The organism is Mycobacterium sp. NPDC003449, from assembly GCF_053588415.1.
Window position 1 is genome coordinate 1 of sequence record NZ_JBSFPX010000122.1, and the last position, 22,379, is coordinate 22,379.

At 67.8% G+C, this 22,379-nt stretch carries 29 protein-coding genes; 13 read left to right on the forward strand and 16 right to left on the reverse strand.

Annotation, left to right across the window (positions count from 1 at the left end; genetic code table 11):
• The 4 genes from ACWDTP_RS25500 to ACWDTP_RS25515 all read right to left on the reverse strand — a co-directional run.
• The coding region (locus tag ACWDTP_RS25500) for a wax ester/triacylglycerol synthase domain-containing protein (RefSeq protein ID WP_450024955.1) at nucleotides 1–552 on the reverse strand (552 nt) is incomplete at its 3' end.
• Entirely contained in the window at nucleotides 549–1,460 is a 912-nt protein-coding gene (locus ACWDTP_RS25505; RefSeq protein WP_450024957.1) for an alpha/beta fold hydrolase, read from the reverse strand. The genes ACWDTP_RS25500 and ACWDTP_RS25505, both read right to left, overlap by 4 nt.
• Nucleotides 1,457–2,152 carry a hypothetical protein gene (locus tag ACWDTP_RS25510; protein WP_450024959.1) on the reverse strand — a complete coding sequence of 232 codons (696 nt, stop codon included), beginning with the start codon at nucleotides 2,150–2,152 and terminating at the stop codon, nucleotides 1,457–1,459. The genes ACWDTP_RS25505 and ACWDTP_RS25510 overlap by 4 nt, the downstream gene beginning before the upstream one ends.
• The gene (locus tag ACWDTP_RS25515) at nucleotides 2,149–2,715 is read right to left on the reverse strand and encodes an Mce protein (protein WP_450024961.1); all 567 of its coding nucleotides are present in this window, start codon (nucleotides 2,713–2,715) and stop codon (nucleotides 2,149–2,151) included. Before ACWDTP_RS25515 ends, ACWDTP_RS25510 begins: the two co-directional genes overlap by 4 nt.
• 188 nt (nucleotides 2,716–2,903) lie before the next feature.
• Here ACWDTP_RS25515 and ACWDTP_RS25520 point away from each other — a divergent pair, with 188 nt between their 5' ends.
• From ACWDTP_RS25520 to ACWDTP_RS25530, 3 genes are read left to right on the forward strand one after another with little or no spacing between them, the layout of a single operon-like run.
• Nucleotides 2,904–3,773, forward strand: coding sequence for an alpha/beta fold hydrolase (locus tag ACWDTP_RS25520; protein WP_450024963.1), 870 nt, complete (start codon nucleotides 2,904–2,906; stop codon nucleotides 3,771–3,773).
• The gene (locus tag ACWDTP_RS25525) at nucleotides 3,770–6,727 is read left to right on the forward strand and encodes an aminotransferase (protein WP_450024964.1); all 2,958 of its coding nucleotides are present in this window, start codon (nucleotides 3,770–3,772) and stop codon (nucleotides 6,725–6,727) included. Before ACWDTP_RS25520 ends, ACWDTP_RS25525 begins: the two co-directional genes overlap by 4 nt.
• Nucleotides 6,728–6,739: 12 nt before the next feature.
• On the forward strand, nucleotides 6,740–7,381 hold the full coding sequence (locus tag ACWDTP_RS25530; RefSeq protein ID WP_450024966.1) for an adenylate/guanylate cyclase domain-containing protein: 642 nt from the start codon (nucleotides 6,740–6,742) through the stop codon (nucleotides 7,379–7,381).
• Here ACWDTP_RS25530 and ACWDTP_RS25535 read toward each other — a convergent pair.
• Complete coding sequence (locus tag ACWDTP_RS25535; RefSeq protein ID WP_450024968.1) at nucleotides 7,339–7,509, reverse strand: hypothetical protein; 171 nt, start codon at nucleotides 7,507–7,509, stop codon at nucleotides 7,339–7,341. The two genes, ACWDTP_RS25530 and ACWDTP_RS25535, sit on opposite strands and share 43 nt — an antisense overlap.
• A 26-nt stretch (nucleotides 7,510–7,535) precedes the next feature.
• Here ACWDTP_RS25535 and ACWDTP_RS25540 point away from each other — a divergent pair, with 26 nt between their 5' ends.
• On the forward strand, nucleotides 7,536–8,231 hold the full coding sequence (locus ACWDTP_RS25540; protein ID WP_450024970.1) for a guanylate cyclase: 696 nt from the start codon (nucleotides 7,536–7,538) through the stop codon (nucleotides 8,229–8,231).
• A gap of 112 nt (nucleotides 8,232–8,343) precedes the next feature.
• Entirely contained in the window at nucleotides 8,344–8,874 is a 531-nt protein-coding gene (locus ACWDTP_RS25545) for a sigma-70 family RNA polymerase sigma factor (protein WP_450024972.1), read from the forward strand.
• Between the two features lie 5 nt (nucleotides 8,875–8,879).
• On the opposite strand, the gene ACWDTP_RS25550 is transcribed toward ACWDTP_RS25545, so the two are convergent.
• Nucleotides 8,880–9,233 (reverse strand): VOC family protein, encoded by a 354-nt coding sequence (locus tag ACWDTP_RS25550; RefSeq protein WP_450024974.1) that lies wholly within the window; start codon nucleotides 9,231–9,233, stop codon nucleotides 8,880–8,882.
• 91 nt (nucleotides 9,234–9,324) lie between these two features.
• Here ACWDTP_RS25550 and ACWDTP_RS25555 point away from each other — a divergent pair, with 91 nt between their 5' ends.
• Nucleotides 9,325–9,765 carry a hypothetical protein gene (locus ACWDTP_RS25555; RefSeq protein ID WP_450024976.1) on the forward strand — a complete coding sequence of 147 codons (441 nt, stop codon included), beginning with the start codon at nucleotides 9,325–9,327 and terminating at the stop codon, nucleotides 9,763–9,765.
• Here the strand turns inward: ACWDTP_RS25555 and ACWDTP_RS25560 are convergent.
• Together ACWDTP_RS25560 and ACWDTP_RS25565 are read right to left on the reverse strand one after the other, a co-directional pair.
• The gene (locus tag ACWDTP_RS25560) at nucleotides 9,731–10,129 is read right to left on the reverse strand and encodes a VOC family protein (protein WP_450024978.1); all 399 of its coding nucleotides are present in this window, start codon (nucleotides 10,127–10,129) and stop codon (nucleotides 9,731–9,733) included. The two genes, ACWDTP_RS25555 and ACWDTP_RS25560, sit on opposite strands and share 35 nt — an antisense overlap.
• Before the next feature lie 108 nt (nucleotides 10,130–10,237).
• Nucleotides 10,238–11,029, reverse strand: coding sequence for a TSUP family transporter (locus tag ACWDTP_RS25565; protein WP_450024980.1), 792 nt, complete (start codon nucleotides 11,027–11,029; stop codon nucleotides 10,238–10,240).
• A 90-nt stretch (nucleotides 11,030–11,119) separates the two neighbouring features.
• Between ACWDTP_RS25565 and ACWDTP_RS25570 the strand changes: the two genes are divergently transcribed.
• Entirely contained in the window at nucleotides 11,120–11,902 is a 783-nt protein-coding gene (locus ACWDTP_RS25570) for a helix-turn-helix domain-containing protein (RefSeq protein WP_450024982.1), read from the forward strand.
• Nucleotides 11,903–11,939: 37 nt separating this feature from the next.
• Entirely contained in the window at nucleotides 11,940–12,338 is a 399-nt protein-coding gene (arr, locus tag ACWDTP_RS25575; RefSeq protein WP_450024984.1) for an NAD(+)--rifampin ADP-ribosyltransferase, read from the forward strand.
• A gap of 104 nt (nucleotides 12,339–12,442) precedes the next feature.
• Here arr and ACWDTP_RS25580 read toward each other — a convergent pair whose 3' ends face one another.
• From ACWDTP_RS25580 to ychF, 6 genes are all read right to left on the reverse strand, one after another.
• Nucleotides 12,443–12,841, reverse strand: coding sequence for an ester cyclase (locus tag ACWDTP_RS25580; protein WP_450024986.1), 399 nt, complete (start codon nucleotides 12,839–12,841; stop codon nucleotides 12,443–12,445).
• Between the two features lie 183 nt (nucleotides 12,842–13,024).
• Complete coding sequence (locus ACWDTP_RS25585; RefSeq protein WP_450024988.1) at nucleotides 13,025–13,288, reverse strand: type II toxin-antitoxin system RelE family toxin; 264 nt, start codon at nucleotides 13,286–13,288, stop codon at nucleotides 13,025–13,027.
• Nucleotides 13,285–13,569: a type II toxin-antitoxin system Phd/YefM family antitoxin gene (locus ACWDTP_RS25590; RefSeq protein ID WP_450024990.1), complete on the reverse strand. Its 285-nt coding sequence runs from the start codon at nucleotides 13,567–13,569 to the stop codon at nucleotides 13,285–13,287. Before ACWDTP_RS25590 ends, ACWDTP_RS25585 begins: the two co-directional genes overlap by 4 nt.
• Before the next feature lie 84 nt (nucleotides 13,570–13,653).
• Complete coding sequence (locus ACWDTP_RS25595; protein WP_450024992.1) at nucleotides 13,654–14,148, reverse strand: TIGR02391 family protein; 495 nt, start codon at nucleotides 14,146–14,148, stop codon at nucleotides 13,654–13,656.
• Nucleotides 14,149–14,521: 373 nt separating this feature from the next.
• Complete coding sequence (locus ACWDTP_RS25600; protein WP_450024994.1) at nucleotides 14,522–15,073, reverse strand: hypothetical protein; 552 nt, start codon at nucleotides 15,071–15,073, stop codon at nucleotides 14,522–14,524.
• Between the two features lie 35 nt (nucleotides 15,074–15,108).
• Nucleotides 15,109–16,206, reverse strand: coding sequence for a redox-regulated ATPase YchF (gene ychF / locus ACWDTP_RS25605; RefSeq protein WP_450024996.1), 1,098 nt, complete (start codon nucleotides 16,204–16,206; stop codon nucleotides 15,109–15,111).
• A 111-nt stretch (nucleotides 16,207–16,317) separates the two neighbouring features.
• Here ychF and ACWDTP_RS25610 point away from each other — a divergent pair, with 111 nt between their 5' ends.
• Nucleotides 16,318–17,481, forward strand: coding sequence for a DUF6542 domain-containing protein (locus ACWDTP_RS25610; protein WP_450024998.1), 1,164 nt, complete (start codon nucleotides 16,318–16,320; stop codon nucleotides 17,479–17,481).
• A 10-nt stretch (nucleotides 17,482–17,491) separates the two neighbouring features.
• Here ACWDTP_RS25610 and ACWDTP_RS25615 read toward each other — a convergent pair whose 3' ends face one another.
• Nucleotides 17,492–18,505, reverse strand: coding sequence for a 4-hydroxy-3-methylbut-2-enyl diphosphate reductase (locus ACWDTP_RS25615; RefSeq protein WP_450025000.1), 1,014 nt, complete (start codon nucleotides 18,503–18,505; stop codon nucleotides 17,492–17,494).
• Between the two features lie 53 nt (nucleotides 18,506–18,558).
• Between ACWDTP_RS25615 and ACWDTP_RS25620 the strand changes: the two genes are divergently transcribed.
• From ACWDTP_RS25620 to ACWDTP_RS25635, 4 genes are read left to right on the forward strand one after another with little or no spacing between them, the layout of a single operon-like run.
• Nucleotides 18,559–19,143 carry a lipid droplet-associated protein gene (locus ACWDTP_RS25620; RefSeq protein WP_450025002.1) on the forward strand — a complete coding sequence of 195 codons (585 nt, stop codon included), beginning with the start codon at nucleotides 18,559–18,561 and terminating at the stop codon, nucleotides 19,141–19,143.
• Nucleotides 19,140–20,372, forward strand: a complete 1,233-nt coding sequence (gene xseA / locus ACWDTP_RS25625; protein WP_450025004.1) for an exodeoxyribonuclease VII large subunit — start codon at nucleotides 19,140–19,142, stop codon at nucleotides 20,370–20,372. Before ACWDTP_RS25620 ends, xseA begins: the two co-directional genes overlap by 4 nt.
• 15 nt (nucleotides 20,373–20,387) lie before the next feature.
• Nucleotides 20,388–20,600 (forward strand): exodeoxyribonuclease VII small subunit, encoded by a 213-nt coding sequence (locus ACWDTP_RS25630; protein WP_450025006.1) that lies wholly within the window; start codon nucleotides 20,388–20,390, stop codon nucleotides 20,598–20,600.
• 51 nt (nucleotides 20,601–20,651) lie between these two features.
• Nucleotides 20,652–21,755, forward strand: a complete 1,104-nt coding sequence (locus tag ACWDTP_RS25635; RefSeq protein ID WP_450025008.1) for a 3-beta-hydroxysteroid dehydrogenase — start codon at nucleotides 20,652–20,654, stop codon at nucleotides 21,753–21,755.
• Between the two features lie 172 nt (nucleotides 21,756–21,927).
• Here the strand turns inward: ACWDTP_RS25635 and ACWDTP_RS25640 are convergent.
• Nucleotides 21,928–22,379 (reverse strand): IS701 family transposase (locus ACWDTP_RS25640; RefSeq protein ID WP_450025010.1); only part of this gene is annotated, 452 nt, incomplete at its 5' end.

Below are 22,379 nucleotides of genomic sequence, written 5' to 3' on the forward strand. Positions count from 1 at the left end.
ATGAGTACGGGCGGCCCGCACGGCCCGCCACGGCAACGTGGCGCCGACGAGACGTCGGACCGCGACGTCGGGTACCGGCTCGGCGCGGCCGAACAGCCAGGCCGCCAGCGCCGAGGACCTGATGCCGTCGGCCAGGGCGTGCGCGACCTGGAGCACCACCACCGAGCCGGCGCCTTCACTACCGGGAACCCCACGCACCCTGGGGAATACGTGCAGCCGCCAACCCGCCGTCGTGGCGTCGAGCTGGTTGTCCGCCAATGCGGTGATCGCGTCGAGGGTGTCGTTCCAGGCCGGCTGGTCGAGGTCGTGGACCACGAACTGATCCGCCTCGACCGGACGCGGCACCCAGGCCGGATAGCTCAGCGGGCAGTCGTCCCGGATCCGCATCGACAACTCCGGACACGCCACGGCCCGGCACCGCACCTGCTCGATCGCCGCACCGAGATCCGTTGGTGAGTCGGCGAACCCGTAGAGCAGGAACTGGTCGCTCGGCAGCTTGGCCGACATCCACCAGGTCTGGGCGTCGATCGCGGCCAGTCGGCGCGCCGTCACCCTCGGCCCGGGGTTCCGATGAATTCGAGGATCCGCGCTGCGACCGCGTCGGGCCGGTCGAGCTGCATGAAATGCCCCGCGCGCTCCACGATTCCCACCGAGCTGCCCTCCGGCAGGATGTCTCGAACCCAGTGCGCGTAATCCGCTGTTGCACAGCCATCCTCATTGCCGTGCAGGTAGAGGGCCGGGATCGCGGGCGGCGACAGCCAATGCTCATGCAGGTCGGCGTAGGCGGCCGGTGGCTTGGTCCAGCGCGCCATCGTCCGGTAGTAGCCGATCGCCGCCCGCCACCGCTCCGGGGCCCCGATCGCGGCGTCCACATGCCGGACATCCTCGGTGGCGTCGAGCCGGGGCGACCACTGCCGCCACAGCCGGGGCACCACCCAGGATGCGGATCGTTCCGGCAGCCACGGCAATTGGAAGTACATGATGTACCAGCTGCGCAACAGCTGGCGCGGCAGCTTGGCGGCCAGGCGGCCGGCATCGGAGACCCGGCCCAGCGGCCGGAACGATGCCGCGGGCGGTACCGACATGATGACGCTGCGGTCGAACGGGTTCTCCGGCATGGCGCTCAGGCCCGCCGCGGCGATGGCCCCCCAGTCATGGCCGATGAGCACGTCGCGGCCGGTCGCCCCGGCGGCCTCCAGCAGGCGCAGCGCGTCGTCCATCAGGGCACCGATGTGGTAGCTGCCGTCGGTCGGGAGGGAGGACGGCGCGTAGCCGCGCAGGAATGGCGCCACCACCTTCCAGCCGGCCTCGGCCAGCGCCGGGGCCACCTCGCGCCATCCGTAGGCGGTGTCGGGAAAACCGTGCAGGCACAGGGCGATCGGACCGTCGTCGGGTCCCCACACCAGCGCGCGCAGCGCAGCGGCGGGAGTGCGGACATCGATCCAGCGCGGTTCGGTCACGGCTTCACCGGCGCGAACTCCGACATCAGCCAGCGGTCACCGTCGCGAACCATGGTGGCCTGCACCGTGGACGCGGTCCGCTGCGGGGGCTGGCTGGCGATCACGACGGTCTGATTGAGGAAGAGCATCACCTCGGCCCGGTCGGGCCCGGCATCCACCGAGCCCGCGGCGAGCACCTCGGCCGCCGCGGTGACCTGCTGGGCCGTCGCGCCGGGAATGACCGCGGTGTTGATCAGATCGGTATAGGTGTCGAGGAAGTCGCCGGTCATCCGGTCACGCACCGCGTTGAGATGCTGTTCCACCGAATCGGGTTCATAGGACAGCATCTGGGTGGTGATGTCCTTGGCCGCTTCGACCGATTCCGTTCGGGTGGTCTGGCTTTCGCCACCCGAGGTGACCTGCCACTTCAGGAAGGCCGATCCGGCCGCCAGCAGCAGGGCCAGCGCGGGCAGCACCGCGAACACCACGACCCGCGGCCAGTCGATGCGCCGGGCGGGCTGGTCCGCGGGTTTGGCCGGCTCATCGGCCTCATCGGTCTCTGGGGCCTCGTCGGTCTCAACGGTCTCGTCGGCGACCTCGTCGGTGGTCTCTTCGTCGGCGTCCACCTCTTCGGCGGCGGTGTCGTCGACGCCGTCCTCGGAACGGTCCTGTCCGGCCTGCTCCACCGCCCGGAAACTGTGCCTACCACTCACTCGGCGAACTCCACTTCGGAAACCTTTGCCTGACCGCCGTTTTCCTGCACCGTCAGCATCATCCGCCAGTACTGGGGCGCCTGTTGGGGTACCCCGGCGTTCTGCGATCTGACGGTGATCGATACCAGCACCTTCGCTTCGGAATCCGACACCGACTCGAGCGCGGCCCCGGTGACGGTGCCCTCCGACTTCGACTGCACCTGTCTGACGACGTCGGCATAGGACTGCGACCGCTTCTGGAAGTCGTCGTAGAACTTTCCGCTGGCCGAGTCCAGCAGCCGCTGCACATCGGCGTCCACGGTCTCCCAGCTCACGCTCGTGAGATTGAGCGCCACCTGCCGGCCGGTCTGCAGGAACATGTCCCGCTTCTGGTCGGCGCGGTGCGCCTCATAGGCCTGATATCCGAGCCATCCGGTGACACCGGCGAGCACCACGACCACGGCCGCACCCACCCACGCTCCGAGTCGCAGGCGCGACGGCGGCGCCGTGGGCGCGGCGTCCTCGGCGCCCGGCTCCGGCGGCTCAACTCCGGTCGAGTCGGCCTCGGGGCTGTCGTCTGCCATACCTGTACTCCTCGGGGGACACTACGGATCGCGTGTGTGCTGTAAACCCGCGTGCGATCCAACGTACGTGGCAGCGGTCACACCGTCATCGGCGGTCCCCGCCGTCGGCGTCGGCGAGCTCCGCAGCGGGTCGCGGACGGCCGGCGATTCCGCCTGGGTAACGTGCAGTCCGGGGACCTGCTGAAGGGATGTCCGTGAGCGCTGCACAGACCCAATCGCACACCGTGACCTTTCGGGGCGTCGACGATCTCAACCTGGTCGGCGACGAGTGGAACCGGGGCGCCGAGGCGGCCGAGGACCGGCCGACCGTGTTGTTGCTGCACGGCGGCGGGCAGAACAGGTACTCGTGGAAGAACACCGGCCAGATCCTGGCCGATCGAGGGCTGCACGTGATCGCGCTCGACGCCCGGGGACACGGTGACAGCGACCGCTCCCCCAGCGCCAACTATTCGGTGGAGACCCTGTGCGCCGACGTCCTGCAGGTGCTCTACCAGGTTGGACGTCCCGTCGTGCTGATCGGCGCCAGCATGGGTGGGCTGACCGGCATCCTCGCCGCGCACGAGGCCGGACCGGAGCTCGTCACCAAGCTGGTGCTGGTTGACGTGGTGCCGCGGTTCGAGAAATCCGGAAGTGCCCGTATCCGCGACTTCATGTTCGACCACGTGCACGGATTCGACTCGCTCGACGACGCCGCCGAGGCCGTCGCCGCCTACCTGCCGCACCGCGCCAAACCGCGCAGCCCGGAAGGGCTGAAGAAGAACCTTCGGCTGCGCGACGGCCGCTGGTACTGGCATTGGGACCCGGCGTTCCTGACCAAACCCGAGGACGATCCGTTCATCCGGGTCGACAAGCTCGAGCAGGCGGCGATCAACCTCACCATCCCGATCCTGCTCATCCGGGGCAAACTCTCCGATGTGGTCAGCTCGGCGGGCGTCGCGGACTTCCTGGAGAAGGTCCCGGCCGCCGAGTTCGTCGAACTCGCCGATGCCGGGCACACCGCCGCGGGCGACGACAACGACGCCTTCTCCGAGGTCGTCGCCGACTTCGTCGGCAGGTGAACACCCGCCGCCGCACGGTCGGCTTCGACTTCCTCGCCGAACCGGGCCTGCCCGCGCCGCGGGTGTCCGAGGCGCAGGCCGCCGCCCTCCTCGACACCCACTTCGGCATCGCGGCGCGGGTGGTCCCGCTGGGCAGCCAGCAGGACCAGAACTTTCTGGTCAGCCGCGGCGCCGAGATCCTCGGTGTGCTCAAGATCGCCAACCCGGCCTTCAACGAAACCGAGCTGACCGCACAGGATCTGGCGGCTGAGCGGATCGCGGCCGCCGAGCCGGGCTTGCGTATCGCCGTGCCACTGCCCAACCGCGACGGCCACACACTGACGGCGGTGACCGGTCTACTCGACGGCACCGCCCACATCAAGCTGCTCCGTCACCTCCCCGGTGGCGCGCTGCTCGACGCCGGTTATCTGCGTCCGTCGACCGTGGCCGAGCTGGGCGCCCTGGCCGGGCGGGTCAGTGCGGCGCTGGCCGGGTTCAGCCATCCCGGCCTGGACCGGATCCTGCAGTGGGACCCGCGCTATGGCGCCGAGGTGGTCGACACCCTGGCCGCCCACGTCGCCGACGCCGCGCACCGGGACCGGCTGGTGGACGCGGCCCGCGATGCGTGGGCCCGGATCGCACCGCTGGCGGCGGCATTGCCGCGCCAGGCCGTCCATCTGGATCTGACCGACGCCAACGTCATCGTGTCGCGCGGGCCGGGCGGGGTCGCACACCCCGACGGGATCATCGACTTCGGCGATCTCACCGACAGCTGGGCCGTCGGGGAACTGGCCATCACCATGTCCTCGGTTCTGCACCATCCCGGTGCAGGCCCCACGTCGGTGCTGCCCGGTATCCGGGCCTTCCATGCCATCCGGCCGCTCGCGGCGGTGGAGGCAGAAGCGTTGTGGCCGTTGCTTGTTCTGCGCACCGCGGTGCTCATCGTCAGTAGCGCCCAGCAGGCGGCGCTCGATCCGGACAACGACTACGTCACCGAACAGTCCGACGGCGAGTGGCGGATGTTCGAGCAGGCCACCTCGGTTCCGGTCGAGGTGATGACCGAGCTGATCAAGGCCGAACTCGGCCTGGGGTCCGCACCGGCGGCGATCCCGGCCGCCGTACCGATGATCGCCGGGTTGACCGACGATGCGGTGGCGACGCTGGACCTGGCCGCCACCTCGGATGCCCTGGACGCGGCGTTCCTGCCGGGCGGCTGGACCCGAGCCGATGCCGAGGACGAAATCGCCAGGGCCGCACTGTGTTCAGGGGCGCGTGTGGTGGTGACCCGCTACGGGCAGCCCCGACCGACCCGGGCGCCGGCGTTGAGTCAGGACGAGCCCGCGGTGGTACCGACCGGCATCAGCGTATGGGCCGCCGAAGCCGTCACCCTGACGGCACCGTTCGACGGTGCCGTCGTCGAACCCGGCGCGGACCCGCTGACGCTGCGCGGCCTGGAGTACGAACTGACCTTGACCGGGGTCGGCCCGGATCCGGTGTCGGGCACCGTCGCCGCGGGTGACCGGCTGGCCGGCATCGAGCCGGGACACCGGGTCGAGCTCGCGGTGCGCCCGCTCGGGGCGCCGGCGGCACCACCGCTGACCACGCCAGCCTTGGCCGCGGGCTGGCTCGCGTTGAGCAGGGATCCGCGGCCACTGCTCGGATTGGCCGCGCTGGCGCCCGAGCCCGCCGACGCCGACGCCGATCTGATCGCCCGGCGGGACCGGGCGTTCGCGCCGGTTCAGGAGTTCTACTATCGCAAACCGCCTCGGATCGAACGGGGTTGGCGACATTTCCTGGTGTCGACGAGTGGGCGCTGCTACCTCGACATGGTCAACAACGTAACCGTGCTGGGGCATGCCCATCCTCGGGTGGCCGAGGCGGCCGGCCGGCAGCTGCGCAAGCTGAACACGAACTCGCGGTTCAACTACGCGGCGGTGGTCGAGTTCAGTGAACGGCTGGCCGCGCTGCTTCCCGATCCGCTCGACACCGTGTTCCTGGTGAACTCCGGTTCGGAGGCCAGCGATCTGGCGCTGCGCCTCGCGATCGCCGCGGCGGGCCGCCCCGACGTGGTCGCGATGCGCGAGGCCTACCACGGCTGGACCTACGGCACCGACGCCGTGTCCACCTCGACGGCCGACAATCCCAATGCGCTCACCACCCGTCCGGATTGGGTGCACACGGTGGAATCACCGAACAGCTTCCGCGGCAAGTACCGCGGCGACGACGCCGACCGCTACACCACCGAGGCGGTGGCCCAGATCGACGGGTTGATCGCCGAAGGCCGGGCGCCCGCGGCGTTCATCTGCGAAACCGTCTACGGCAACGCCGGCGGTATGGCCCTGCCGGACGGATACCTGGCGCGGATCTACGCCGCGGTGCGGGCCGCGGGCGGCTACGCCGTCGCCGACGAGGTCCAGGTCGGCTATGGCCGCCTGGGCGAATGGTTCTGGGGATTTCAGCAGCAGGATGTGGTGCCCGATATCGTGTCGATGGCGAAGTCGACCGGCAACGGCTACCCGTTGGGTGCGGTGGTCACCACTCGGGCCGTCGCCGAGGCGTTCCGCCGCGAGGGATACTTCTTCTCGTCGACCGGGGGCAGCCCGCTGTCCTGCGCGATCGGGATGACGGTGCTCGACGTCCTTGCGGATGAAGGCCTGCAACGCAACGCCTCTCACGTCGGCACCCATCTGAGGTCGCGGCTGCTGGCCCTCGCCGACACGCACCCGATCATCGGAACCGTACACGGTGCCGGACTCTATCTCGGTGTCGAAATGGTGCGTGACCCTGTGACTTTGGCGCCGGCGACCGAGGAGACCGCGCTCATCTGCGATCGCATGCTTGAGCTCGGCGTCATCATCCAGCCGACCGGCGACCACCAGAACATCCTGAAAACCAAGCCGCCGCTGTGCATCGATGTGCGGGCCGCCGACTTCTACGTCGACGCTCTGGACCGGGTGCTGACCGAGGGCTGGTGACACACTGGTCCGGTGAGTGCAGCGCTGATCGCCGCCATCGCCCTCGGAGTGGTCGCGGTGACCCCGGCGGTGCGGTCCTCGATCGAGGACCTCGCCGACTGGGCCGAGGTGGAGCGTCCCGATCTGGCCGGCCTCGCCCCCAACGGCAAGGTGTCGATCATGTTCTCCGATATCGAGGGATCGACCGCGCTCAACGAGCGGATGGGCGACCGGACCCGGGTCAGGCTCCTCGGCCGCCACGACCGGCTGGTGAACCGATACGTCAAGTCCCATTCCGGGCACATCGTCAAGAGCCAGGGCGACGGCTACATGATCGCGTTCGCCCAGCCGTCGCAGGCGGTGCGCTGCGGCATCGACCTCCAGCGGGCCCTGGGCCGCCAATCCGACGGCATCCGGGTCCGGATCGGCATCCACACCGGACGATCGGTGTTGCGCGGCGACGACCTGTTCGGCCGCAACGTGGCGATGGCGGCCCGGGTGGCGGCCCAGGCCGACGGGGCCCAGATCCTGGTCAGCGAACCGGTCCGGGCCGCCCTGTCCAGCCGGGACGACATCGCCTTCGACGAGGGCCGCGACGCCGAGCTCAAGGGATTCAGCGGCAGCTACCGCCTCTACGCCATCGGCCCGGCCCCGTCGGCCTCGGCGAGCCGCTGATGCAGCCGCTCCCGGATGTCCTGCGGTGTGTACGCGTTGCGCCTGCGCTGATCGCGCGCCACCATCACGCCACCGGCCACCACGCCGGCAACACCGGCCAACCCCACCCACTTCCAGATGCTGCGCATGCGGAAAGTGTGCCTAAGCTGCCGGTGTGAAAGCGAACTCGGTTTCCCTCACCAGGGCGCTGGAGGAGACCCGGACCGGTGACATCTGGCTGTTCCGCGGCGGGTCCGGGCCGGACCGGGCGATCCAGACCCTGACGAACAGCCCGGTCAACCACGTCGGCATGACCGTCGCGATCGACGATCTGCCACCGCTGATCTGGCATGCCGAACTCGGCGACAAGCTGCTCGACATGTGGACCGGGACCAATCACCGCGGCGTGCAACTCAACGATGCCCGCCAGGCCGTCGAACGCTGGACGCACAGCTACGGGCAGCGCTGCTGGCTGCGCCAGCTCACCCCGTACGCATCCCGGGAGCAGGAGGACGCACTGCTCAAGGTGATCGCCCGGATGGACGGCACCGCCTTCCCCACCACCGTGCGGCTCACCGGCCGCTGGTTGCGGGGCCGGTTGCCGGTTGTGAGCGACTTCACTCGCGGAATTCCTTTCCTGCACGACAAAGTTCGCCATTCCGCCGAGCGTAGAAAATCCAGCAAACGCCAAGCCGGGCTGGAGACCGCATACTGCGCCGAGACCGTCGCGATCACCTACGAGGAAATGGGCCTGCTGACAACCGAGAAGAACTACAACTGGTTCGACCCCGGTTCATTCTGGAGCGGCGATCAGCTACCGTTGGCGGCCGGCCGCCTGCTCGGCGAGGAGATTGCGGTAATCGCAGGCTGACGTCGCCCTATACCGGCTGGCAGGTAGCGACGATTGCGGCCAGCAGTGACGAATTCGCAGCCCGCACCGGCAAGGCTTGGGTTACCAAGTCAACCGGTTGCGGAGGTGTCGGATGCTGACCATCGAAGAGCCCGTCGACCAGATGCTCGAGCTCTACGAGAATCACGTCGAACCACTGCGCCGCTATGCATTTCGGCTCACCAGAAACCAGACCAGGGCCGAGGACGTGGTGCAGGAAACCCTGTTACGGGCCTGGCGTCACCTGCAGGGTAACGGCGGGGAGCTGCCGGTGCGGTCCTGGTTGTTCACCGTCGCCCGCAACATCGTGATCGACGGCAGCAGGTCGGCACGGGTGCGTTATGAGATCTGTTCGCCGGACACATCGGAGGTGCCGGATCCCATGGGCGCTGACGAGGTGAACGCCGCACTGGACCGAATGCTGATCAGCGAAGCGATGGCTCAGCTGTCCGAGATGCACCGCGAGGTGCTGAGCCGATCGTTCTACCTGGGTTGGACCACGGGGCAGATCGCGCAGGATCTCGACCTCGCCGAGGGCACCGTCAAATCGCGGCTGCACTACGCGCTGAAGCGCCTGCGGCTGATCCTGTGCGAGATGGGTTGCCGGACCAGGTATGCCAGCTGACGGCTTCAGTCCCGGTGCCCGACGACGTTGAGCACGTTGCCGTCCGGCGCCCGGACGAAGAATCGGGTGACGCCCCATTCCTCGGTGGTCAGCGGATGCAGGATCTCGTAGCCGAGCCGCTGCGCTTCCTGGTAGGCGCCGTCCACGTCGTCGGTGTGAACCGAAACCACCGGCGGCTCGGGGCCGGTCGCATCCTGGGTGAGCAGCTGGACGTTGACCCCGGTCTCGGGTGAGGTGTAGCGCGCCACCCACCCCATATTGAATTCCTCGGTACTCAACCCCAGGTAACCGGCGTAGAAGCTCTTGGCCGCGTCGACGTCGGGCACCTGCAGGTTGGCCGTGATCCGATTGACTCGCATACCCGCATTGTCCCGCGCGCCGCCGTCGCCCGTTACCCGGTTCTCACCGCACATTCGCCGTTCCTTAACCGGCCGTCGACAGGATGCGGGCATGGTCCTGACGTTGTCGGTAGCCGCAGCCGTCCACGCCCGCGCGGGCGACGTCGTCAGCGTGTTCTTCGTGGGCGAATCGTCGCACCGGGACGGCGCCGCCAGGTTCCTGTTCAAGCGCGGCCCGGGCAACGCGGCGCAGTCACCGTTGCTCTTCAACGAAACGGCCGGTGCCTGGTTCATGACGGAGTACCACGCGGTGGGACCGGCAAGCCGGATGCCCGGGCAGGCCAAGCTCTACACCCGGACGCCCGATCCGAGCCTGCCGGTCAACCGGGTCGTGCGCGGGCAGATCGTCGAGACCTTCATGGTGCAGGACATGACCTACAACCACCTCGACACCGTCGTCACGCTCGAGGTGGTCGAGGATCGGGCGATCCCGCCGGGCGAGACGTGGCTCCCGGGGGTCACACCCCGAACTTGGCCCGCGCCGCATCGGTGACCGGAGTGAACAGGTTGACCAGGTTCCCGTCGGGGTCCCGGAACAGCAGCGCGCGGTTTCCCCACGGCATCGTCGTCGGCTCGGTGACCACCTCTGAGACCCGCTCGCGCAGCCGCTCGTACTCGGCGTCCACGTCGTCGACGATGAACTCCAGGATGGCGCTGCGGTTGGCCCCCGGTTCGGCGGACCCCTGCCCGAACAGCGGGACGGTTTTGTCGCTGCCGATGGCCAATGTGCCGACCGCGGTGGGGATCTCGGCGAACAGCTCGTTACCCCAGACCGCGGATGCGGCCGTGACCATCTCATAGAACGCGACCAGCCGTTGCACATCGGCGGTGATGATGCGCGTCGACACGAATTTCATCAGAACGTCTCCTCGGAGGGTGCCGCCGGCATGGTCGGCCGGCGGGCTGGGCCCCGGATGCTACGGACGCACCCCGACAAGTCCGTCGTGTCGGTTCGCGGGCGGTCCTCAGCCCGTGACCGCCACGGTCGCCGCGGCCACGACGAGCAGCCCGAGGTAGGTCCAGGCGTGGACGGCATCCGGGACCCGCGGCGGCCGTCGCCGAAGCAGGACGATCACCGGAATCGCGCCGGCCAGCAGGCTGAGCGCCGAGACCGCGTCGACGGTCCCCACCAGACCGGGAACCGGGGCGACGCCACCGCCGAATACCGCGGCCACGAGCAGCGCCGGAACTGTGATCGCGACGGTCAGGGGGTTCGCGAGCGAGGTCGCCACACCCATGTCCAGCCCGGACCGACGCATCATCGGCACCGTCATCACGCTCCCTCCGACCCCGAGGAACGAGGCGACCCCACCGATCGGGATGCCCCAGCCATCCGGGAGCGGACGTGCATCCCCCTCGTCCGGACGCCGCGAACCACCTCGCCCGGGGAGAAAACCCGGGCGAAGCAGCAGGTCGATGACGGTGATACCGATGTAGGCCACGAAACCCCACCGGGGCAGGACGTCCGGTACGAGCAGCGCTCCGCCCGCGCCTGCCGCGCCGCCCAGGGCGAGCAGCAGGAAAAGCCGTTGTCTGCCGCGGAGGTGAACGAGCACGCTCCACCGCGTCGCCCACGTCGCCACGATCGCGTTCACCAGCATGACCAGCGCCGACGTCGCGATGGCGATGCGCAGCGCGTCAGGTCCGCGGGCCGCGTCGACCAGGAGGATGACCGGGACCGTGACGAATCCGCCACCGAAGCCGAACAGGACCGTCGTCACCCCGACGGCCAGACCCACGAGAAGAAGCACGAGCACCGACACGCCTCCATCCGACCCGAAATCCCCTCGGCGAACAGTCGAAGTTCAGCTCTATTCCTTCGTGTTCTCGCCATCTAGGGTGCTGTCGTGCACAACATCGGCCTCGACGACGTCGATCACCTGCCCGTCGACGTGCTCCCGATCGGTACGGACTACCCGCCCAACCACCTGTTGCACCGTCACACGCACCGTCGGGCGCAGCTGCTGTACGGCGCGAGCGGGGTGATGGAGGTCGAGACCGACGACGGGTCGTGGACGGTCCCCACCGATCGCGCAGTCCTCATCCCACCGGGCGTCGTGCACGCGGTCCGGATGCTGGGGGTCTCGACCTGGAGCCTGTACATCGAGCCCGACGCGGTGCCGTGGTGGCCGACCCGCTGCATCGTCGCCGACGTCGGCGCGCTACTGCGTGAACTCCTCCGCACCGCGAACGCCTTTGCGCCGGACTACGACGCCACGGGCCGCGACGGTTCGGTCATCGGGCTGATCCTGCACGAGCTGCGCCGCCTCACCCCGATGTCGCTGTCCATCACGCTGCCCCATGACGAGCCGTTCCGGTCCCTGTGCCGCGCCTACCTCGCATTCCCCGACCTCGCGGTGACGAACGAGACTTGGGCGCGAGCGGCGAACCGGAGCCCGCGGTCATTCGACCGCCACTTCCGGGCCCAGACCGGCCGCAGCCCGGCCGCCTGGCGGGCACGCGCCCGGCTGCTCGCGAGCCTGCGGCTGCTGCCCGCCTCGACCGTCACCGACGTCTCCGCCCGCCTCGGCTACGCCTCGCCCGCGGCATTCACCGCCGCGTTCACCCGGGCCTTCGACGCTCCGCCCTCACGCTTCCTCCGACGCGCGGCCGGGCCCTGGCCACCATGAATCCGCTCGTCCCCGCGGCAGTTTGTAATCTGTCGAGGTGGACGACGGGCCGTTCTTTCATGGCACAAAGGCCGACCTGCGGGTGGGAGATCACCTCACCGCCGGAAACCGTTCCAACTACCGGCCCGACATCGTGATGAACCACATCTACTTCACCGCGTTGCGCGACGGCGCGGGACTCGCCGCCGAACTCGCGCCTGGCGACCGGGCCCCACGGGTCTACGCCGTGGAACCGACCGGCGAGTTCGAGAACGACCCCAACGTCACCGACAAGAAGTTCCCCGGCAATCCCACCCGGTCCTACCGCAGCAGGGACCCGCTGCGAATCGTCGGCGAGGTCACCGATTGGACCCGCCTGACCCCCGAGGCTCTCCAGATGTGGCGGGACCGGCTGGCCGCACTCCATGCCGATGACCGCGCCGAGATCATCAACTAGTGTCGCGAGGCTCGAATGTGAAGAAGATGCCGATGTTTCGGGGAAATCTCGGCATTTTGTTCACATTCGGGGTTCATCGAACGTTGGACCCCGTCGCCGTGGACCTAGACAGCTTGCGACAGCTGCTGGCGGATCGTCTCTTTGTCGATCACCGACCAAACTTCGACAATCCGCCGATTCTCGAACCTGTAGAAGACATGCTCTGGGAAAGAGACACGGCTTCCGGTGGGCGCGAAACCCAGGAACGTCCGCTGCGGAGTGCACTCGAAGAAGAGCCGGCACGACACCACCCGATCGCCGGCGAGCAGGATCTCAGGGACGAACTGGAGGTCTGGTATCGCGTGGGTGTCGGCCTCCAGCATCGACCTGTAGCCGCTGAGGCCCAACTGTCCGCCGTTGTAGATCACCTCATCGGCGACGAATCGTCCGAGTTCGTCCCACCGTCGTGCGTTCAAACACGCCAAGTAGTCGCGGTAGACCCCAAGCAGCGGGCTGTCAGCCATGTGCCTCCCCGATTCCATCACTTCCCCTGTTGCTCAGACATTGAACCGGAACTCCACCGGATCGCGTCACCAGGCACTGCTAAGCAGTCGACTAGCACGCCGCCCCCAATCGCCGAGTCTGCGGTCAGAGCGCAAAAGTGCGAGAGCACACCGCCCTGGCCGCAGAGTCGATGAGCGCTTACATCACCGATAAACGTCTCGCCGGTGACGTACGTCGATTACCCGGACAACGACAACGTCCTCATGAATCTCGTAGACAACCCGAAAATCGCCGCACCGCGCCGACCAACGGTCTGCCAACTCCTCACGCAGCCGCTTGCCGACCCGATGAGGGTTCTCTGCAAGCGGACCGCGAATGAACTCCCAACAAGCCGCTGCGACCACCTCGGGAAGCTCCTCGGACAGGCTTCGCCGAGCGCGTCGAGTCAGTTCGACCCGGTAGGTCATGAAGTGATGACGCCCTTCGCGCGGAGCTCGGCCTCCACCTCGTCCAGCGAATAGACCCGACCAGCGGCAATATCGGCGTCCGCCTCGCGGATGGCCTCCATCGCTTCTCGATCGCCCAGAATTTCGAGCGTCTCCATGAGGGAGTCGTAATCGTCGGCACTAATCAGCACGGCGGCGCGACGCCCGTTCTTGGTGACCTCCACCCGCTGATGAGTGCGCACCGCCTCGTCCACCAACTTGGAGAGGTTGGCCCGCACATCCGCGATTGGCAACGTAGACATGTACAGAATTCTAGCGCGATGTTAGAAAAGCTCAGCGTCAGGAGTCCGACTACACGGCGAACCGGAACTCCACGGCTTTGCGTATCAACTCGTCACGTCGATAGTCACGACTTCTGCACGCGCGACCCATCGCGCAAAAAGGCTCCACGCGGCCAGAGTCTCCAGTGCCTCTTGTTCGCTCAGGTCCTCGGCTCCAACATGATTGAGTGGGTTTCGGACACCAGAGAAGAGCCCTTTCCCTAGCGATATGGCACCCACGTGCCGATCCTTGAACAAGGCTGGATTCGTGTCGTCACACAGGCGTAGACGCACCTTTCCCGCCTCGGGCAGATTGATACCAAACGCGGCCTCGACCAAATTTGTTTCGCCCAGGTCGGGACGTTGAGCCTTCGCCTTCAGTTGGTTATTGACATTGATCGCTGCAGCCCAGACGGCAGCGTCGTAGTTGCCGCCCTCCCAATGCGGTCGGGCAGCTTGCCAAACCCAAGGGTGAAGGGCGTCGGCTACCAGAGCTGGTCCGGCCGGCGACAGCCCCAGACGCTCACGGACCTCAATCCCCTCTTCCAGTTCGAAGATCAACCTCCGCACCTCGGAGGCATTCAAGCCCCAGCGGTCGTTCCACTTCGTCCAGACTGCCTCAGCTACCCGGTGGACACGATGCGAGATCCTTGTTCGCTCCTCCAAGGAGCCCCTAAGCCGCCCTTTTGGCCCATTCCGTTCGCGCTCGGCTTCCGGGATCGGAACCCGCTCGTGCAATCGAAGCCACTCTTTGCACTGCTCAACGGCCCATTGTGAGTCCATCCCCCGGGTTGCGTCAGTGCCGGGTTTCGCCCCGTTCTCTTGGTCACCGCTCACGCTTGATCACGCGCCCTACCCCTTGCTTGTAGACGTTGATCCGAAGGCGGAACCCCACCCGGGCTCCGGGACGCACTAAATCCATGTTGCGCGATGGCTAATTGAGGGGCCGCACTTGGGGGTTAGCCGAAGGCGGCAACTCCCAACCGTGGCGTTCGTGGATAGAACGGACAAGCGCTTCCGCGTTCGCCTGGAGTTCAGCAAGAACCGCGGCGTTGTGACCGGTCGAGCGGAAGAGTCGGAGGTTGCTGCTTAGAGCGTGCGCCCAATTCATCAGCAGTTCGAGATTCTTCACTCGCTGCTCCACTGCATCACTGTGCTTAGAGACCTCCATCACTTGTCGGCTTATCGTTGCGCCCAGCGTGCGCTCGGCGTCCAACCAAGATTCGATTCCGTCCCAGCCTTCCAGCTGATCGACAAGTGCAATCATCGTGATCCTGAGATTCTGCAGTCGCTCACCAACTGGCTCCGCCGTGGGGTCGAAACCAATTAGCCGCTGTACGGCTTCCTGGACGGCGAACCACCGAGCGTCCACCGCGGCATTGCGTGACGCGACAAGAGCCTCGCTGGCGCGCTTGTTCGCCTGGTAGGTGCCGAGTCCGGCGACTAGCAGTGAAAGACCCGAGATGACCAACGCGGCAACTTCCACGGTCGAATCGTGTCACGACCCGATGGTGGGTACCGCTATTTCTTGGCTTGATTCCCAGACGTTGCTTGGAACCGGAATTCCACCACGTCACCGTCGGCCATGACGTAGTCCTTGCCCTCCATCCGGACCTTGCCCGCGGCCTTCGCGGCGGCCATCGACCCGGCGGCCACCAGATCGTCATAGGCGACCACCTCGGCCTTGATGAAGCCCTTCTCGAAGTCGGTGTGGATCACCCCGGCGGCCTTGGGCGCGGTATCGCCCTGGTGAATGGTCCACGCGCGGGCCTCTTTTGGGCCCGCCGTCAGGTAAGTCTGCAACCGCAGCGTGTGGAACCCGGCCCGGGCCAGCGCGTCCAGCCCGCGTTCGGTCTGGCCGATCGACTCCAGCAGTTCAGCGGCGGACTCGTCGTCGAGCTCGAGCAGCTCGGCCTCGATCTTGGCGTCGAGGAACACCGCGTCGGCCGGGGCCACCAGCTCACGCAGCTCGGCCTTGCGCGCCTCATCGGTCAGCACCGGCTCGTCGGCGTTGAACACGTACAGGAACGGCTTGATCGTCAGCAGGTTCAGCTCACGCAGCAGGGTGTGGTCACCGCCGGTGGAGAACAGCGTCCTGCCGGTGTTGAGCACGTCCTGCGCGGCCACCGCGGCCTCATGGGCGGGCCTGCGGTCCTTGTGAGTGCGGGCTTCCTTCTCCAGCCGGGGCAGCGCCTTCTCCAGCGTCTGCATATCGGCCAGGATCAACTCGGTCTCGATGACCTCGACATCGGACTTCGCATCCACCCGGCCGTCCACATGCACCACGTCGTCGTCGGTGAACACCCGGACCACCTGGCAAATCGCATCGCATTCGCGGATATTGGCCAGGAACTTGTTCCCCAGGCCTGCACCCTCGGACGCGCCTTTGACGATTCCGGCGATGTCGACGAACGTCACCGGGGCCGGCACGATCTTCTCCGAGCCGAAGATCTTGGCGAGCTCGCCGAGCCGGGGATCGGGCAGCGGCACCACGCCCTCGTTCGGCTCGATGGTCGCGAAGGGGTAGTTGGCCGCCAACACGTTGTTTCGGGTCAGGGCGTTGAACAACGTCGACTTTCCGACGTTCGGCAAACCGACGATTCCCAGGTTCAGGCTCACAGGGAACACAGTCTGCCAGAGCGGGGCAGGCACGCCAGCGCGCACCGGCGGCACACCACCGCCGAGAGCCGGTACGGTCTAGCTGTGTCAGGACAGCGCGCAGAGTCGGCAGTGCCGGCTGACCTCCGCTCTGTACACCCCCGATTCGTCGGTTTTCCGTGGTGGGGCGCTGCGCTGTTGGCCGTCACGGCTACCGCCATCGGGTTTGCCTTCGACGCCGGTTCGGGTGATCGGGAACTCAGTGCGGCCTTCGCCACCTGCTATGTGATCGGTTGCCTGCTCGCGGTCCTCGGAGTCCGGCAATCGGGCGTGTTCACGGCGGTTATCCAGCCCCCACTGATCTTGTTCGTCACGGTCCCCGGCGCCTACTTCCTGTTTCACGGCGGCGAGTTGGGTGGCCTGAAGGACCTGGCGATTAACTGCGGGTATCCGTTGATTGAACGGTTCCCGCTGATGTTGTTCACCTCGGCCGCGGTGCTGCTGATCGGTCTGGCCCGCTGGTATCTGGGGCTGACGGCGCGCCACCACGACGAGGACTCGGCGACCGGAAAAGGGACACGATCGCAGGCCCCGGCCAAATTTGTGTCCTCTCTCACAGCGAAAATGTCGGGACTGCTGTACCGCAAACCCGCCAAACGCCCATCCGCGGCGCAGGATCCGGCCGGCGAGCCGCGACCGCGGCGGCGCCCGTCCGACCGGCCCCGGCGCAGGCCGGCTCCGGCATCCCGCGCGGCCGAGGCCGCGGCGGGCGGTGCGGCGGCGGGCGGTGCGGCGGCGGGTGCCCCTGGCGAGGGACGGCCCGCGCGTTCCCCGCGCAAGCCGTCGAAGCGCACCGGCGAGACCCGCCCGCGGCCCCGCAGGCCGGCCGCCGAACAGGAGCAGGCCGACCCGATTCCGGAACGGCCGCGCCGGCCCAGGGCCCCCCGGGCGTCCGAGCCGCCGTTGGTGCCGCCTGCCGAACCTCGCCGCCGGGTGCGCACCCAGCCCCGCGAACCGCGCAGGCAGCCGCCGCCCGAGCGCCGCGGTGGATACGACCGGCCCCAGCGTGGCCGCCGGTTCGACGACTATCAGCCCTTCGAGGATCCGTTCGAGGATTTCGAACCGCCCAACGGCCGCCAGGGCCGCTCGACGCACCACCCGGTGTCGCGGGTGCGCTACCGCGGTTCAGAGGACGAGGACCGGCGCACCGAATATCGCACCCGGCCAAGGCCGCCAAGGGGCACCGCACCGCGAGGGTCCGCACGGGGACGCCACTCGCGGGATTACGACGACTGACTGCCCTGGCTCAGCCGCGGGGCGGACGGATCTCGCGGGGCAACGCGAACACCAGCGTCTCGTTGGCCGTCGTCACGGGTTGCACGGTGTCGTAGCCGTATTCGGCGAGCCGCTCCAGCACCCCGCGGACCAGAACCTCGGGAACCGAGGCCCCCGAGGTGACGCCGATCGTGGTCACCCCGTCGAGCCAGGCCGGGTCGATATCCTCGGCGTAGTCGACCAGATGTGCGGCGTCGGAGCCTGCACCAAGCGCCACCTCGACGAGCCGTACCGAGTTCGACGAATTCCGCGAGCCGACGACGATCACGAGTTCACATTCCGGCGCCATCGCCTTGACCGCGACCTGGCGGTTCTGGGTGGCATAGCAGATGTCGTCGCTGGGCGGATCCTGCAGCGTCGGGAACTTCTCCCGCAGCCGCCGCACCGTCTCCATCGTCTCGTCGACGCTCAGCGTGGTCTGCGACAGCCAGATCACCTTGTTCTCGTCGCGGATCGTCACGTCGTCGACCGCCTGGGGACCGTCCACCAACTGCACGTGGTCGGGCGCCTCCCCGGCGGTGCCGATCACCTCTTCGTGGCCCTCGTGCCCGATCAGCAGGATGTCGAAATCGTCGCGGGCGAAGCGTTTCGCCTCGTTGTGCACCTTGGTCACCAGCGGGCAGGTGGCGTCGATGACCTTGAGGTCACGCTCGGCGGCGGTCTGGTGCACGGTCGGCGCCACCCCGTGCGCGGAGAACACCACGATCGAACCCTCCGGCACCTCGTCGGTCTCGTCGACGAAGATCGCGCCCGCCTTTGCCAGCGTCTCGACGACATGCACGTTGTGCACGATCTCGTGGCGCACGTAGACCGGGGCGCCGTGCTTCTCCAGGGCCCGTTCCACGGTCTCCACCGCGCGGTCCACACCGGCGCAGTACCCACGGGGTTCGGCCAGCAGAACACGCTTGTTGGTGCCGGTTGACCAGCTACCGGAGGCAACCGAGCTGGCCGCACCCGGGATACCCATGTTGATGGTCGTCGGCATGCCACCAGGGTACGGGCCGACGGCACACGACAGCCAGCCGTAGTGTGTTGGCCATGGGAACTGCGCCATACGGGGTCCGGCTGATCGTTGGCGCCGCCGCGACCGCGATCGAAGAGACCCGCAAGCTGCCCCAAACCATCCTGACGTACCCGATGACGATGGCCAGCCAGGCCGCCAACGTCGTCATGCACGTTCAGCAAAACCTCGCCGAACTCGTCGTCAAGGGTGACGAAACGCTCGAACAGCTGTTCCCGCCCAAGGACGAGCAGCCGGAGTGGGCGACCTTCGACGAGGATCTCGACCCCGGCGACGAGCCCGGTGATGACCCCGGCGAGGGCGCCGGGGAAGCTGGCACCGACGGCGAGCGCCGCAACGAGGGCCGGTTCGCTCTCTACAGCACCGGCGAACCCGAAACCGGCAACGGCAAGGCCGCCGGGTCCGGCCCGGCGACCGGGGCACCGGCGATCGCCGCCGAGCTCGATTACGAATCGCTCACCCTGGCCCAGCTGCGGGCCCGCCTGGGTTCCCTGCGCATCGACGACCTCGAGGCCCTGCTGGCCTTCGAGGAGGGCGGCCGGGCCAGGGCGCCGTTCGTGACGCTGCTCGCCAACAGGATCACCCGCGCGACGGCCAAGTGACCGAACCGGGTCAGTCGCCGGAGAACCCCTGGCCGGTCCGCGCCGTCGCGACCCGGGTGGCCAAGTGGATCGACCGGCTCGGGACGGTGTGGGTCGAGGGCCAGCTGACCGAGCTGAAGATGCGCCCGGACGCCAGGACCGTGTTCATGGTGCTGCGCGATCCGGCCGCCGATATGTCGCTGACCCTCACCTGCCCTCGCGATCTGGTGCGCAACGCTCCGGTCCGGCTCACCGAGGGCACCCAGGTGATCATCTGCGGTAAGCCGAACTTCTACACCGGCCGCGGAACGTTCTCGTTGCGGGTCAGCGAGATTCGTGCCGTCGGCATCGGTGAGCTGCTGGCCCGGATCGAACGGCTACGCCGGCTGCTCGAGGTCGAGGGGCTGTTCGACCGGCGGCTCAAACGCCCGATCCCGTTCCTGCCCAACACGGTCGGGCTGATCACCGGCCGCGCCTCGGCCGCCGAACGCGATGTCACGACCGTTGCCGCCGCCCGCTGGCCCGCGGTGCGGTTCGCGATCCGCAACACCATCGTGCAGGGACCCAACGCGGTACCGCAGATCATCGATGCGCTGGCGGCTTTGGACGCCGACCCCGACGTCGACGTCATCGTGCTGGCCCGCGGTGGCGGCAGCGTCGAGGATCTGCTGCCGTTCTCCGATGAGACCCTGTGCCGCGCCATCTCGGCCTGCCGCACCCCGGTGGTCAGCGCGATCGGCCACGAACCCGACACCCCGGTCTGTGACCTGGTCGCCGATGTGCGCGCCGCCACCCCGACCGACGCGGCCAAACGGATCGTGCCCGACGCCGCGGCCGAGCAGGCACTGATCGCCGAGCTGCACCATCGCAGCGCCCGCGCCCTGCGCAACTGGGTGCACCGCGAGCAGCACCTGATCGACCAGCTACGCAGCCGCCCGGTACTGGCGCAGCCGCTGGCCACGCTGACCGCCCGCAGCGACGAGATCCAGCGGGCCAGGGCGACCGCGCAACGCGATATCACCCGGTTGATCGCGGCCGAGAGCGATACGGTCGGGCACCTGTCGGCCCGGCTGAGCGCACTGGGCCCGGCGGCGACGCTCGCCCGCGGATACGCCGTGGTGCAGACCGTGCCGACGTCCGGTGCGCCCGCCGTGCTGCGTTCGGTGGCCGACGCACCGAGCGGTACCCGGCTGCGGGTGCGGGTGTCCGACGGGGTGGTCACGGCGGTGAGCGATGGCGGCGAGGAATGATTGCGAGGAGTCGGCATGAAGCCCATTAATGAGCTGGGGTACGAGGAAGCGCGCGACGAGCTGATCGCCGTCGTGCAGCAGCTGGAGCAGGGCGGCCTCGACCTGGATGCTTCGCTGAACCTGTGGGAACGCGGGGAAGCGCTGGCAAAACGTTGTGAAGAACACTTAGCCGGCGCACGGCAGCGGGTCGAGCAGGCACTGGCCGCGCGAGAGCCCGAAGAAGAGTGATCTGCGGTTCGCCGGCCGCGCATGCGTTCGAAACTGGAACACGTTTCAGTTATGCTGCCCGCCATGGGTGACTCCTCCACCGCTCGCGCCAACCTGGGCCGCGTCCTGGTCACCGGCGGATCCGGCTTCGTCGGCGCCAACCTGGTGACCGAACTGCTCAACCGCGGACACCGGGTGCGGTCGTTCGACCGGGCCCCGTCGACCCTGCCCGACCACGCCGGCCTCGAGGTCCGCACCGGCGACATCTGCGATCGCGACGACGTCGCGACCGCCGTCGCGGACATCGACACGGTGTTCCACACCGCGGCGATCATCGACCTGATGGGCGGCGCATCGGTCACCGACGAATACCGGCGACGCAGTTTCGCGGTCAACGTCGACGGCACCGAAAACCTCGTGCAGGCGGCGCAGGCCGCGGGGGTCCGACGTTTCGTCTACACCGCGTCCAACAGTGTGGTGATGGGCGGGCAGCACATCGTCGACGGCGACGAGACCCTGCCCTACACCGACCGGTTCAACGATCTCTACACCGAGACCAAGGTGGTGGCCGAGAAGTTCGTGCTGGCCCAGAACGGTGTCGGCGGACTGCTGACCTGTTCGATCCGACCCAGCGGCATCTGGGGCCCCGGCGACAAGACCATGTTCCGCAAGGTGTTCGAGAATGTGCTGGCCGGCCACGTCAAGGTGCTCGTCGGCAACAAGGACATCAAGCTCGACAACTCCTACGTGCACAACCTGATTCACGGTTTCGTCCTGGCCGCCGAACACCTGGTGCCCGGCGGCACCGCGCCCGGCCAGGCCTACTTCATCAACGACGGTGAGCCGGTCAACATGTTCGAATTCGCCCGGCCGGTGATCGCGGCGTGTGGCCGCAAACTCCCCAACCTCCGGGTGTCGGGCCGGCTGGTGCACCGGGCGATGACGGTGTGGCAGCGGCTGCATTTCAAGTTCGGCATTCCCGAACCGCTGATCGAACCCAATGCCGTGGAGCGGCTCTACCTGAACAACTATTTCTCGATCGCCAAGGCCGGGCGCGATCTCGGGTACCGGCCGCTGTTCACCACGCAGCAGGCCATGACCGAATGCCTGCCCTATTACGTCGACATGTTCCGCCAGATGGAGGGACGCGTCGGCGCGCAGCCGGTACGCGCCTAGTACTACAGCCGCACTTATGGGGAGGCGCCTCTGGCTGCGTAGTGGCATCGGCGGGCGCGGGCTTGGTGGCGGCGTCGCCAGTGTGACCAGCTCAGGACGGTGGACGTATCAGGGTGTTGATGCCAGATGAGTTGCGCGAGTAGGTGTCTGACCTCTGGCACGGTCAGGGGGATCAGTTCTTCGATGGTTGGGTGGCCCCCTTTTTTGTCCCGGTACTGGTGACGGTCAGAAAAGCGTGGGCCAGCATGGCCAAGGTGATGTGTCGGTACCAGCTGTCGTAGCGGCGGACTTGGTAGTGGTCCAGGCCGACTTCGCCTTTGGCGGTCTGGAAGGTTTCCTCGATCGCCCAGCGGGCACCCGCGACCCGGACCAACTCGCGCAGCGGGGTGGATTCTGGGCCATGACACAAGTAGTAGGCCAGGTCGGCGGGGTCGCTCAGATTGCGTCGGACCAGCAGCCAGTAGCCGCCGGTGTCCTCCAACGGCCGGATCGCTGCGCGGGCCCAATAGTAGATCCGCGGTCCTTTAGCGCCGGCGCCGGCTGAGATTTTCTTCCAGGCCTGCGCCGGCAGCCGCGACGCGAGGTCGTCGGCCCGCAGCTCGGCGATGCGGCCATCGACGGTGC

What these genes read in the sequence shown, in the direction of transcription:
- ACWDTP_RS25560 (WP_450024978.1), bottom strand. Translation starts at nt 10,129, where the DNA reads ATGAAATTCGTGTCGACGCGCATCATCACCGCCGATGTGCAACGGCTG.
- ACWDTP_RS25635 (WP_450025008.1), top strand. Translation starts at nt 20,652, where the DNA reads ATGCTGCCCGCCATGGGTGACTCCTCCACCGCTCGCGCCAACCTGGGC.
- ACWDTP_RS25515 (WP_450024961.1), bottom strand. Translation starts at nt 2,715, where the DNA reads ATGGCAGACGACAGCCCCGAGGCCGACTCGACCGGAGTTGAGCCGCCG.
- ACWDTP_RS25550 (WP_450024974.1), bottom strand. Translation starts at nt 9,233, where the DNA reads ATGCGAGTCAATCGGATCACGGCCAACCTGCAGGTGCCCGACGTCGAC.
- ACWDTP_RS25630 (WP_450025006.1), top strand. Translation starts at nt 20,388, where the DNA reads ATGAAGCCCATTAATGAGCTGGGGTACGAGGAAGCGCGCGACGAGCTG.
- ACWDTP_RS25620 (WP_450025002.1), top strand. Translation starts at nt 18,559, where the DNA reads ATGGGAACTGCGCCATACGGGGTCCGGCTGATCGTTGGCGCCGCCGCG.
- ACWDTP_RS25535 (WP_450024968.1), bottom strand. Translation starts at nt 7,509, where the DNA reads ATGCGCAGCATCTGGAAGTGGGTGGGGTTGGCCGGTGTTGCCGGCGTG.
- ACWDTP_RS25590 (WP_450024990.1), bottom strand. Translation starts at nt 13,569, where the DNA reads ATGTCTACGTTGCCAATCGCGGATGTGCGGGCCAACCTCTCCAAGTTG.
- ACWDTP_RS25615 (WP_450025000.1), bottom strand. Translation starts at nt 18,505, where the DNA reads ATGCCGACGACCATCAACATGGGTATCCCGGGTGCGGCCAGCTCGGTT.
- ACWDTP_RS25585 (WP_450024988.1), bottom strand. Translation starts at nt 13,288, where the DNA reads ATGACCTACCGGGTCGAACTGACTCGACGCGCTCGGCGAAGCCTGTCC.
- ACWDTP_RS25580 (WP_450024986.1), bottom strand. Translation starts at nt 12,841, where the DNA reads ATGGCTGACAGCCCGCTGCTTGGGGTCTACCGCGACTACTTGGCGTGT.
- ACWDTP_RS25555 (WP_450024976.1), top strand. Translation starts at nt 9,325, where the DNA reads ATGGTCCTGACGTTGTCGGTAGCCGCAGCCGTCCACGCCCGCGCGGGC.
- ACWDTP_RS25520 (WP_450024963.1), top strand. Translation starts at nt 2,904, where the DNA reads ATGTCCGTGAGCGCTGCACAGACCCAATCGCACACCGTGACCTTTCGG.
- ACWDTP_RS25545 (WP_450024972.1), top strand. Translation starts at nt 8,344, where the DNA reads ATGCTGACCATCGAAGAGCCCGTCGACCAGATGCTCGAGCTCTACGAG.